The following is an 11,250-nucleotide window of genomic DNA, read 5'->3' as shown; positions in this document are numbered from 1 at the left end:
CTCCACTGTAGCTTGTACATCACCTTTTTCTAGTCCTAATTTCTCTGAAATTTTAGCTACGATATCTGCTTTTGTCATTTTGAATATAATTAAATTTGTGTAAATTTTTGAGGTTGCAAATATATAAATTATTTAAACAATATTTAATGTATAAATGATTAAAATTTAATCATATAAAGATTTATTTTTGCGAATCAATTATTTACAATGAGTTTTAGTAAGATATTAGCAACGTGGTATTTAGATAAAAAACGAGATTTGCCATGGCGAAAAACCACAAATCCGTATTATATTTGGTTATCAGAAATCATGTTGCAACAAACCCGAGTTGCGCAAGGATTGCCTTATTATGAGGCATTTACACAAACATTTCCAACTGTTTTTGATTTGGCAAATGCCAACGAAGAACAGGTTTTAAAACTTTGGCAAGGTTTGGGCTATTATTCCAGGGCTAGAAATTTGCACACCACCGCAAAATATATTGCATCGGAATTGAACGGAATTTTTCCAACAAATTATAACGATTTATTAAAATTAAAAGGTGTTGGAGAATATACGGCTGCCGCAATTGCTTCTTTTTCTTACAATGAAGTTGTTCCTGTGGTCGATGGAAATGTATATCGCGTGCTTGCTCGTTATTTTGATGTAGCAACAGATATTGCATCGGCAAAAGCCAAAAAAGAATTTACAGATTTGGCTTTTGAAGTGATTTCTAAAGAAAATCCAGCGTTATTCAATCAATCCATTATGGAGTTTGGTGCTTTGCAATGTGTGCCAAAAAATCCCAATTGCAGTATTTGTCCTTTAAATAATAGTTGTGCAGCTTTGGCACTTGATAAAGTGAATCAGCTTCCTGTTAAAATCAAGAAATTGAAAGTAAAGCATCGGTTTTTAAACTACTTGTATATTTTTGATAACGAAAATAAAACTACAATCAACAAGCGAACAGAAAAAGGAATTTGGCATAATTTATACGAATTGCCATTAGTGGAAACTGAAATAGAAACTTCAGATGTAGAAATTTTATCATTAATAAAAAGCAAAATAGAAAATATTTCTGACATTAGATTACTTGAATCTGATGCAATTATTCACAAGTTAACGCACCAACATCTAAATATCAAATTCTGGAAAATAAAACAAAACAACGTTTTTGAAAATGGTTTGGATTTTGAAAGTTTGAATAAATTCCCATTTCCTATTGTACTACACAATTTTATTGAGAAGAATAAGTTTTGATTAAAATGGTTACCTTTGAAATTATTGAAAATAAATTAAAATGAGTGGAACGTTAAATAAAGTGATGCTAATTGGTCATTTGGGTGAAGATATTAAAATGCATTATTTTGATGGTGGCAATTGCATTGGCAGATTTCCGTTGGCAACAAATGAGGTTTACATCAACAAATCGACCAACGAGAAAATTACTTCAACTGAGTGGCACAATGTTGTAGTGCGAAATAAAGCAGCAGAAATATGTGAAAAATACTTGTCCAAAGGTGATAAAATTTATGTTGAAGGTCGAATAAAGTCTCGCCAGTGGCAAGCTGAAGATGGCTCAACAAAATATACAACCGAAATTCAAGTAACAGAATTTACCTTTTTGAATACCAAAAAGGATACTGAAAATTCAAAAACTGAATCAGAATCTCCAAAGAAAACCACATTTAACTCAAATCTGGAAAACGATTTGCCGTTTTAATACTTATATATGAATACAAGATATTTTCAAGTTTTTTGTTTTTTTTTAATTTCAGCTTTAGTTATTGGTTGTAAAGATGATGTTTTGCCAAAGCCGAAAAGTTATCTAAGTTTGGATTATCCTGAACCAAAATACAAAGTGTTCGATAGAACTTGTGGATATAGTTTTAATTATAATATTTTAGGAAATATTATAGACAAAGGAAATTGCAATTTTGATATAGAATATCCAAACTTAAAAGCTACCGTTTACCTTAATTATAAACCAGTAAATAAAAACATAAATTCTTTGTTGCGTGATGCTCAAAAACTCACCTACGAGCATGTAAAAAAAGCGGATGAAATCCTAGAACAACCTTTTGTGAATAGAGACAAAAAAACTTACGGAATGTTTTATGAAGTGGGCGGAAACGCAGCCTCACAATCGCAGTTTTATTTGACCGATAGTGTGAAACATTTTTTAGTAGGTTCGGTTTATTTTTATGCAAAACCCAATTATGATTCAGTTTTGCCAGCTTCCGAATATGTAAAAAATGATTTAAGGGTTTTGATGGAAAGTTTAAAATGGAAATAAAAAAAACCCACCGTAGTGAGTTTGTTTTTCATAATATGTAAGTCAAATATAATTCTTAGAATATATTTGGATTATTATAAATACTACATCGTTGCAGGTTTTTCTGAACTACACGCTTTTTTACCTGCACAACAACCCGCTTTTTTTTCCTCTTTTGCTACAGTTGTGCTAGATGCACTTGCTTCATCTGCGCTAGCTTTAGATTTCTTTTTCTTTCTATCTGCTTTTTTATCTTTTTCTTGGTCTTGTTTTTCTTGATACAGCATGGCCTTGTCAGCAGACGATTTTACATTAGAAACTTTATAAGTCTTACCATCTGCAACTGCCTCAACAAATTCAACCAATTTCTCAGGAGTTTGTATAGCTGCATCATATTGAATTGTAGCTGTTTTTTTATCGAAATCGACAGTTGCTTTTTGAATTCCTTCCAAGCCAGCCAATTTATTTTCTATTGTTTTTGCACATCCTACAGCACAAGTCATTCCTTCAATATTAAAACTTGTAGTTTCTGCTTTAGCAATTTGGTTTGATGTAGTCGTTGCTGTTTCAAGCTTTGTTTGCGCTGTTTCTTTTTTGCAACTCACAAACAATGCTCCTATTGCAATTAAAAATGCAAATGTTAATTTAGTAGTTTTCATAAATATAAAATTTTAAGTGAAATAAAATTACAAACAAAAATATATAAAAAACAATAAGTTATTCATAAAAATAACAGAATTTTGGGAATTCAAAATTCAAAGTATGTTTACTAAAAATAGCAAATGGTTTTTATTGATTGTGTTGTCATTAATTTGGGGAAGTTCTTTCATTTTAATTAAACGAGGACTCGTAGGATTGAATGCTTTTCAAGTAGGTTCCCTGAGGATACTTTTTACGTCCATTTTTCTATTATTAATTGGTTTTAAATCATTGGCAAAAATTCCTCGTTTACAGTGGAAATACATTGCAATGACAGCATTTTTTGGCACCTTTCTGCCAGTTTTTTTGTTTGCCTATGCGCAAACTCAAATTAACAGTTCTGTGAGTGCTATATTAAATTCGCTCACTCCAATGAATACGCTGATTATTGGAATTTCATTTTTTGGATTGACCTTCAAACGCGGTCAAATAATAGGTGTTTTAATTGGATTGGTTGGGAGTATATTATTGGTTTACAATGGCGCAGTCAATCACCCAGATCAAAATTATTTTTATGCTATTTTTATTATAATTGCTTCATTATGTTATGCTACAAATGTGAATTTGATAAAGAAATATTTATCTGATTTAAGTCCAATGACAATAAGCGTTGGAAATTTTGCGCTTATGACCATTCCTGCAATAATTGTATTAAGTTTTTCTGGTTTTAGTGAGGTGGTTTTTATTCCAAAAACCCAGAATTCTATGATTTATATTGCAATATTGGGCGTAGTTGGAACTGGAATTGCAAATTTAATATTCTTTCGAATCATACAAATCTCATCACCAGTATTTGCAACTTCTGTCACTTATTTAATTCCTGTTGTGGCTTTTGGTTGGGGATTATTGGATAATGAAATGTTAACTCCAATCCAGTTTTTAGGTGCTTTTATAATATTGGTTGGTGTTTATATGGCGAGTAGGAAATAATTTAGTTTTATATATTGTTATTTAAAATTTTCACACGAATTACACTAATTTTCACTAATTAAAATTTAGTTTAATTTCACAAAAATAACTTCATTATAATTTGTATAATTCGTGTCTGTTTTTCAGCTTATTTAAAAGTTTTATACGAATTGCACCAATTTATACGAAAATAATTTGTGTAAATTAGTGTAAATTAGTGCAATTCGTGTCTGATTTTGAGTATCTAATCAATTGCTTTAACAACTGCTTTTTCGGCTTCTTTTCGTGTGCCATCAAATCCATCAATTCCTGAAACAGTAGTATATTTTAAGACGTGTTTTTTTCCTGGATTCATGCGTTGGTATACGCTTTGAACCATGAGTGTGGCTTCGTGGAAACCACAAAGAATGAGTTTTAATTTTCCTGGATAGGTATTCACGTCACCGATGGCATAAATTCCTTCAATATTGGTTTGGTAGTCGAGCGAATTATTAACTTTAATAGCATTTTTTTCAATTTCCAATCCCCAATTTGCAATAGCTCCCAATTTTGGTGTGAGCCCGAAAAGAGGAATAAAATAGTCTGTTTTCAAATTGCGATGCGCTCCGTTTTCTTCAATATCAATAGATTCTATATGTTCCGAACCATTTAGACCAACAACTTCCGCAGGAGTTACCAAATGAATTTTGCCAGAATGTTTGAGTTCTTGTACTTTTTCGACAGAATCGAGTGCGCCGCGAAATTCATTTCGGCGGTGAATTAAAGTAACTTCTGATGCTACATTGGACAAGAAAATGCTCCAATCAAGTGCCGAATCACCTCCGCCCGCAATAACAATTTTTTTATTACGAAACAATTCAGGGTTTTTTACAAAGTATTCAACACCTTTTTCTTCGTAGAATTCTATATCTTTTATGAGCGGTTTTCTAGGTTCAAAACTTCCAAGTCCACCAGCAATAGCAACAGAATTGGCATGATGTTGTGTTCCTCTATCGGTTGTTACAATGAATGTTCCATCTTCGAGTTTTTCAATGGTTTCGGCTTTTTCATTTAGTGTAAATCCGGGTTGAAATTGTTTGATTTGCTCCATTAAATTGTCTACCAAATCGCCTGCTAGTACTTCTGGATAACCCGGAATATCGAAGATTGGTTTTTTAGGATACAATTCAGTTAACTGTCCTCCGGGCTGTGGCAAACCATCTATAATATGACATTTCAATTTGAGTAATCCTGCTTCGAAAACGGTGAAAAGCCCTGTTGGACCAGCTCCAATAATAAGTATGTCTGTTTCAATCATTCTTTTTGTCTTAAATCTTAACGAATGTAAACTTTGAAAATATAGTTGGTTTGCGTGAGGGATTGAGGCGATATCCTTTTTTTATTTTTGTATTTCGACAAGCTCAATATGACAAAATAAAAAAAGATAAAGCCGAAAGCCCGACACTCGTAAAAATTCCAAAATTTCTTAGGATTTTTATGAGTGTCACGCCCTACTTATTTGCAAGAGTTTTGAGTTTGCAAAGTTATTGTTTAAATCTGATAATTTCAATTTTTTGTAGCATAAACAAATGCTAAATAATTAGTCAAATTTAGACTTTTCTACTTGTTTTGGCCAAGTATTATTGGTTACATCAACGTCTGCAGTTTCCAATTTTGGATCTACTAAAATTTTCTTTACGACTTTTTTGGTGGCGAAAGTTCTTGAAACTTCAAGATCATTCATTCTCCAAATTTGTGCGGGAAAAGTATAGTTTTGAGTTGTACCATCTTCAAAAGTCAATTCAACAATAATTGGCATGACCAATCCGCCTGGCTTATTGAAAGTTACTTCATAAAAATAGTTTGGTGTTTCCAGTTTGCTTCTTTCAGCTTCTGAAAATTTTGTAGTTACATATTCATCGAGGGTTTTTACTTCCTTAATATTCAAGGGTTTATTTAATTCTGGTTTGTAGCCTTCGCTGCCGTCTGCTACCATATATACTTTTGGACCAGTGGCTGCAAATCTGTTTCGTCTTGTAATTTCTGGCGCTTTGTAACCTTTTGGTTCGTCGTTGCTTACAAAAAATTGCTTTACTTCTTTGATTCCAATATCGTTATAATCGGTTGAATAAAACCAACCTCTCCAGAACCAGTCCAAATCTACAGCCGATGCATCTTCCATTGTTCTAAAGAAATCTTCTGGTGTTGGATGCTTAAATTTCCAACGATTTGCATAGGTTTTGAAAGCATAATCAAACAATTCGCGCCCCATAATGGTTTCACGCAAAATGTTTAATGCGGTGGCTGGTTTTCCGTAAGCATTGTTTCCAAATTGTTTCAAAACTTCCGAATTTGACATAATTGGTTCAAGACCAGATTGTGCGCCACTCATGTATGGAACAATATTTTTTGCGGGACCACGACGCGATGGAAATTTAGATTCTGTCCATTCTGTTTCTGCCATATATTGCATAAAAGTGTTCAAACCTTCGTCCATCCAAGTCCACTGACGCTCATCTGAATTGACAATCATTGGAAAATAATTGTGACCTACTTCGTGAATAATTACGCCAAGCATTCCGTACTTTACATCGTCCGAATATTTCCCATCGGCATCTGGACGACCAAAATTCCAACAAATCATTGGATATTCCATTCCCTGATCCTGAGCATTTACTGAAACCGCTTTTGGATATGGATAATCGAAAGTATGACTTGAGTAGGATTTTAAAGTATGTGCTACTGCCATGGTCGAGAATTTTTCCCACAGTGGGTTGCCTTCTTTTGGATAAAGCGAAACTGCCATAACTGTTTTCGATGCCATTTTAACGGCCATCATGTCTAAAATATATTTTCTTGAGGTAGAAATTCCAAAATCACGAACATTTTCGGCTTTAAATTTCCAGGTTTTCTTTTTGTCCGAAAAAGAATTTTCTTTCGCTACGGCTTCTGCTTGTGTAACAATAATGACTGGATTGTCATAAGAAGTTTGTGCTTTTGTATATCGTTGTACTTGTTCTGGCGAAAAAACTTCCGCTCTATTCATTAAATTCCCAGTGCCTTCCATGACGTGATCTGCTGGAACTGTAATGTTTACTTCGTAATTTCCGAAAGGCAGTGCAAACTCTCCGCTGCCCCAAAATTGCATATTTTGCCAACCTTCCACATCATTATAAACCGCCATTCTTGGATAAAATTGCGCTAAAACATACAGTCTGTTTCCATCTTTGAACTGCTCAAAACCAGAACGACCACCGTCTATCATATAATCATTGACATTATACCACCACTTGATATTCAAAATCATTTTTTGCCCTTTTGCCAAAGGTTTTTCTAAATTGATACGCATCATGGTTTCGTTAATCGTATAAGAAACTGGTTTTCCCAATGCATCTTTTACATATTCGATTTTGAAACCTCCATCGAATTTTTCTTCTAAAAAAGTTCTTGAAAAACCTGCGGCACTTAATGATGGATCTATTTTTGTATCTCTAACCAAAGGCGTTTTTGATGTTTTCGCCATCATGTTTTGATCCAATTGTAACCACAAATATTCTAGTGATTCTTTGGCATTGTTGGTATAGGTAATGGTTTCCGTTCCATACAATTTGGTATTTTTATCATCGAGCTCGATATCCATTTTATAATCCGCTTGTTGCTGATAATATTCTGGACCTGGCGCACCAGAAGCTGTTCTGTACATATTTGGCGTAGCAAATTCTTCATACATTTGTCTGAATTTGTTAACATCATTATGTCCTTGCTCTTTTAATTTTGGTGTTTCTTTGGTCTCTTGCGCTATTATTGAAGTTGAAATTGCAAGTAAAAAGAAAAATGAAGTAATAGTAGTTTTCATAGTTTTTGAAATTGTCAAGGCATAAAATTAATTATTTTTATTTAACAATATCTTTTTGTTATAGTTTTAACAAAGCTTTCACATTATTGATGGTAAATAAGATATTTTCTTTTTTGTTAAAAATGTTAATTTGCATTATATTTTGTTGTTCATCATTCAATTCTAAAAGACAAGTGTTTCGAATTTCGAATGTTTTTATTTTTGATGTGTTTTTAACCTTTAAATAGCAAATAATTATATTGCCTTCTTTTTCTGAACTAAGATAATTGAGCTCTTGAGCTTTGCTGTTGATTTTAATTGACATATTTTCTAATAAATATTTTTTCATTAAAATAATATCTTGTTCAGATTCTAGAGTTTCACCTAAATGTGTTTTTACTTTATATTTTTTATTTAAAACTGCGTTTAAGTCATCCGCAAAAATTCTGGAAGTTATTTGAACCATTTTCTTTTCAGAAACATAATTTATTTGATAAATAGAAACATAGAATTTATGAATCGAAAAAGAAGAAAACCCAACAATAATTAAAAAAAGTAAACTAGAAATAAATATTTTTTTCATTTAAAAAGATTGAATTATGGAGCAATAACTTTTGAATATTTCTCTGCCAAACCAGATAATAAAAAAGTAGTCATGGTTTTGTTTTTTGCTTTCAAACTGGCTATTATTCGATCATCATCAAGAACAAAAATTTGAAACCCTTTAATATATTCCGATGGAATTTTTAAGTTCTGAGTATAATAATCTTCCTGAAACCAACCTGATAATCTATTTTGAAGGCGTTCACGTTTTTCAACTTCTAATTCTTTTTTAAGTTTTGCTGTTCTTCCAGTAATGGCATTTATAATTGGATTTAGTGGTATAATTCCACCGCCAGTTGTAGCTTCCCGAATTCTTCTTTCTGCAACTGTATACTTTTTTGCTGGTTTTGATAAAACTCCTGTTGAAACACTATTAATTTTATTATAATCTTCGATAACGACTTCCTCCAATTGGTTGATTTGAGATTTTAGTCGGATGTAGCATAAATCTTTTAAAAAATCTGATTCTTTGAGTATAATTTTTGAATCGATAATTTGCATACCAGAAAAATATAAAGTATCTGTTGGTTTGGCTTGTATAGAAAAAAGGCCATCTTTTTTGCTTTGACTCGTTTTATTGTTGCTAATGTTGATGATGATAATTCCATCAATATTTGAAGCTTCCGAAACTATTTTCCCATTTAAAACTGATTGCGAGAAGCAATTTTGTAATAGAAAAAAAAGCATCAATATAAAACTTTTTCTGTTAAAGATTTTAATATACATGGCGTAAAAATAGTTTGGTATTTTCACAATTTGGTATTAATAGCTTGATAAATTTTTGTTAATATGGTATAAATGACAAATGTCTCAATTTCTCGAGACATTTGTTATAAATTTAAACTTATTATTTAAAATCATCTTCGCTTACACCTTCATTAATTTTTATTTCGGAAGTGATTAATTCTATTTCCATACCTACATTTAAAACCATTTTATGTGGAAATTTAATTCCTTTTACTTCTTTATAATCAGAAAAATTTACAACTTGGTTCATTTTCTGACCATTTGCTTCCATTTCCGAAGAAATACTAGTTTTCAATCCAGATACAACATCAAAGAAATATGTTTTTTTGCCATCTTTGATTGCATAAGTTTCTTTTCCATCTACAGTTTGAATTGGCAAAAGTTGGACATCAGATTTTGTGGCTAAAATCGTTTCAGGAAAAGGCAAAGCATCAATTTTTTCTTCGGCCAATTTTGCAGCATCGTATTCTTTTCGTTGCCCTTGCTGAACTGAATAGCCTGATTTATCAGAGACTACTTGTTTCATCATAGAATTTCCCATCATTGTCATTTCAACCAACGATTTTCCGTCGATAGAGTTTTTCATAGTCATTTCCATGGGCATTCCCTGTACAGTAGCCGTAGCTTTCGTAGCAGTAGTTTTCACAGATTTTACAGTTTGTTCGCCACCAATTGCTGCAATATATTTGTCTATTACAGATTTTACTGTTACTCCATCAGCAACTTTTTTCTGTTCGGTTTTTTTGGATGGCATGCCAAATTTGTCAAAATAGAAAATAGGCATTTTTAGTTTTTCCAAACCTTTGATTACCTCACTACCTTTTCCAGTTACAATAATACGAGTATTGTCTGTTAAGAAATATTTATTTGCAACTCTTAAAACATCGTCAGCAGTTACGGCGTTGATACTTTTGATGTAATTTTCATAAAAATCTGCTGGAAGTTTTTGAGTTTCTGTGTTTAATGCGTATCGCGCAACTGTTTCAGGCTTTTGAATCTGCATTACAAATTTGCCAATAAATCCTGCTTTTACATTTTTTAAATTTTCATCAGAAACTTTATCTTTGCGAATGCGTTTTAGTTCATTCATAAATTCGACAACGGCACTGTCTGTCACTGCATTTCTAACTTGAGAAGATGATTTAAATTTTGTTACATATTTGCTTCCGCTGATGCTAGAACGTGCACCATAGGTCCAACCATGCTTCTCTCTCAAATTCATATTCAAGTAGCTATTAAAATCGCCACCCAAAACTTGATTTGCCACAATTGCAGCAAAATAATCTTTGTCGGTCATTTTTAAATTTACAGTATTTACAACCGAAATTTCAGATTGAACTGCATTGGGCATATCAATAAAATTGATTTGAGTGTACTGCACATTTCTCGGGTCTGAATAAGTCAATTGTGGAGCAGTGGCTTTGGTCCAAGATTCAAAAGAGGCTTCCACTTTTTGTTTAACTTCCGCAAATTTCACATCGCCTATGACAACTAAATAAGCATTTTCAGGAACGAAATAAGTGTTGTAATGTTGAACTAAATCATTTAAAGTTATATTATTGATGGTTTGTTCTGTTATATATTCGCCTCTAGGATGATTTTTGCCAAAAGTTAAAAAATTTTCAACACGGTTGGCTACAGCAGAAACATTTTTTTCTTCAGATTTTAAACCTTCAATCATTTTTGCTTTTTCTTTATCCAATTCCTCTTGTGTGAAATTTGGATCTAGACTGCCTTGCGCCATTAATTCAAGAATTCTTCCCGCGTATTTGGACAATCCGCTAGCGTAAGCACCATCGGCAGAAAAATTTATGTTGGCTCCAATAAAATCAATTTCTTCATTGAAAGCATCTTTAGAAATTGTTTTTGTGCCTTTGCCCATCATGGCGCTGGTTAAATCATCAACTCCTTTTTTATTTCCTTCCGCAAAAGGTGCGTTGTCAATTTGAAGATTGAAAGAAACTCGTGGTAATTTGCTGTTTTCAACCACCATAATTTTCAATCCATTTGGCAATGAAAATCGTTGTGGTTTGCCCACATTTACTGTTGGAGCTGGTCCTGCTTTAGGCTGTTTTCGATCTGTTTGTGACTGCATAGATGTAAATGTTAAAAACAGGCTTGTCAATATAATTATTTTTCTCATTTTTTTAGTTTTGCGCTTTGTCTTTAGATGGAATGTAATCAAGAATTAATCGTTGGTTTGCATTTAAATATTTATTTGCAA

Annotated in this window: 10 protein-coding genes and 1 pseudogene; 4 read left to right on the top strand and 7 right to left on the bottom strand. The window is 32.4% G+C overall.

Features of this window, described 5'->3' with window-relative positions:
* Positions 1-78: pseudogene (locus tag RMN92_RS03525) on the bottom strand (integration host factor subunit beta); the annotation flags it as partial.
* A 129-nt stretch (positions 79-207) separates the two neighbouring features.
* On the opposite strand from RMN92_RS03525, the gene mutY reads away from it, so the two are divergent.
* The 3 genes from mutY to gldD are packed head-to-tail and all read left to right on the top strand — an operon-like array spanning position 208 to position 2,275.
* Positions 208-1,239 carry an A/G-specific adenine glycosylase gene (mutY, locus tag RMN92_RS03520; protein ID WP_309608081.1) on the top strand — a complete coding sequence of 344 codons (1,032 nt, stop codon included), beginning with the start codon at positions 208-210 and terminating at the stop codon, positions 1,237-1,239.
* A 40-nt stretch (positions 1,240-1,279) separates the two neighbouring features.
* Positions 1,280-1,702 (top strand): single-stranded DNA-binding protein, encoded by a 423-nt coding sequence (locus RMN92_RS03515; RefSeq protein WP_309608080.1) that lies wholly within the window; start codon positions 1,280-1,282, stop codon positions 1,700-1,702.
* Positions 1,703-1,711: 9 nt separating this feature from the next.
* Positions 1,712-2,275 (top strand): gliding motility lipoprotein GldD, encoded by a 564-nt coding sequence (gldD, locus tag RMN92_RS03510; RefSeq protein ID WP_309608079.1) that lies wholly within the window; start codon positions 1,712-1,714, stop codon positions 2,273-2,275.
* Between the two features lie 83 nt (positions 2,276-2,358).
* Here gldD and RMN92_RS03505 read toward each other — a convergent pair whose 3' ends face one another.
* Entirely contained in the window at positions 2,359-2,913 is a 555-nt protein-coding gene (locus tag RMN92_RS03505) for a heavy metal-associated domain-containing protein (RefSeq protein WP_309608078.1), read from the bottom strand.
* A 103-nt stretch (positions 2,914-3,016) separates the two neighbouring features.
* Between RMN92_RS03505 and RMN92_RS03500 the strand changes: the two genes are divergently transcribed.
* The gene (locus RMN92_RS03500) at positions 3,017-3,883 is read left to right on the top strand and encodes a DMT family transporter (RefSeq protein WP_309608077.1); all 867 of its coding nucleotides are present in this window, start codon (positions 3,017-3,019) and stop codon (positions 3,881-3,883) included.
* A gap of 223 nt (positions 3,884-4,106) precedes the next feature.
* On the opposite strand, the gene RMN92_RS03495 is transcribed toward RMN92_RS03500, so the two are convergent.
* The 5 genes from RMN92_RS03495 to RMN92_RS03475 all read right to left on the bottom strand — a co-directional run bounded on the left by RMN92_RS03495 (position 4,107) and on the right by RMN92_RS03475 (position 11,169).
* Positions 4,107-5,159, bottom strand: a complete 1,053-nt coding sequence (locus tag RMN92_RS03495) for an NAD(P)/FAD-dependent oxidoreductase (protein ID WP_309608076.1) — start codon at positions 5,157-5,159, stop codon at positions 4,107-4,109.
* A gap of 282 nt (positions 5,160-5,441) precedes the next feature.
* The gene (locus RMN92_RS03490) at positions 5,442-7,697 is read right to left on the bottom strand and encodes a M1 family metallopeptidase (RefSeq protein WP_309608075.1); all 2,256 of its coding nucleotides are present in this window, start codon (positions 7,695-7,697) and stop codon (positions 5,442-5,444) included.
* Between the two features lie 58 nt (positions 7,698-7,755).
* Positions 7,756-8,259 (bottom strand): DUF6702 family protein, encoded by a 504-nt coding sequence (locus RMN92_RS03485; protein ID WP_309608074.1) that lies wholly within the window; start codon positions 8,257-8,259, stop codon positions 7,756-7,758.
* Between the two features lie 14 nt (positions 8,260-8,273).
* On the bottom strand, positions 8,274-8,966 hold the full coding sequence (locus tag RMN92_RS03480; RefSeq protein ID WP_309608073.1) for a hypothetical protein: 693 nt from the start codon (positions 8,964-8,966) through the stop codon (positions 8,274-8,276).
* Between the two features lie 160 nt (positions 8,967-9,126).
* Positions 9,127-11,169 (bottom strand): insulinase family protein, encoded by a 2,043-nt coding sequence (locus RMN92_RS03475; protein ID WP_309608072.1) that lies wholly within the window; start codon positions 11,167-11,169, stop codon positions 9,127-9,129.
* Between the last annotated feature and the right edge of the window lie 81 nt (positions 11,170-11,250).

Source organism: Flavobacterium sp. (genome assembly GCF_031363805.1).
Lineage (GTDB): Bacteria > Bacteroidota > Bacteroidia > Flavobacteriales > Flavobacteriaceae > Flavobacterium.
Note: the sequence above shows the minus strand (reverse complement) of the source record. Positions and strands in the feature narration are given on the sequence as shown.

Coding starts and splice junctions, on each gene's coding strand:
- mutY (WP_309608081.1), top strand. CDS start 208: ATGAGTTTTAGTAAGATATTAGCAACGTGGTATTTAGATAAAAAACGA.
- RMN92_RS03515 (WP_309608080.1), top strand. CDS start 1,280: ATGAGTGGAACGTTAAATAAAGTGATGCTAATTGGTCATTTGGGTGAA.
- gldD (WP_309608079.1), top strand. CDS start 1,712: ATGAATACAAGATATTTTCAAGTTTTTTGTTTTTTTTTAATTTCAGCT.
- RMN92_RS03505 (WP_309608078.1), bottom strand. CDS start 2,913: ATGAAAACTACTAAATTAACATTTGCATTTTTAATTGCAATAGGAGCA.
- RMN92_RS03500 (WP_309608077.1), top strand. CDS start 3,017: ATGTTTACTAAAAATAGCAAATGGTTTTTATTGATTGTGTTGTCATTA.
- RMN92_RS03495 (WP_309608076.1), bottom strand. CDS start 5,159: ATGATTGAAACAGACATACTTATTATTGGAGCTGGTCCAACAGGGCTT.
- RMN92_RS03490 (WP_309608075.1), bottom strand. CDS start 7,697: ATGAAAACTACTATTACTTCATTTTTCTTTTTACTTGCAATTTCAACT.
- RMN92_RS03485 (WP_309608074.1), bottom strand. CDS start 8,259: ATGAAAAAAATATTTATTTCTAGTTTACTTTTTTTAATTATTGTTGGG.
- RMN92_RS03480 (WP_309608073.1), bottom strand. CDS start 8,966: ATGCTTTTTTTTCTATTACAAAATTGCTTCTCGCAATCAGTTTTAAAT.
- RMN92_RS03475 (WP_309608072.1), bottom strand. CDS start 11,169: ATGAGAAAAATAATTATATTGACAAGCCTGTTTTTAACATTTACATCT.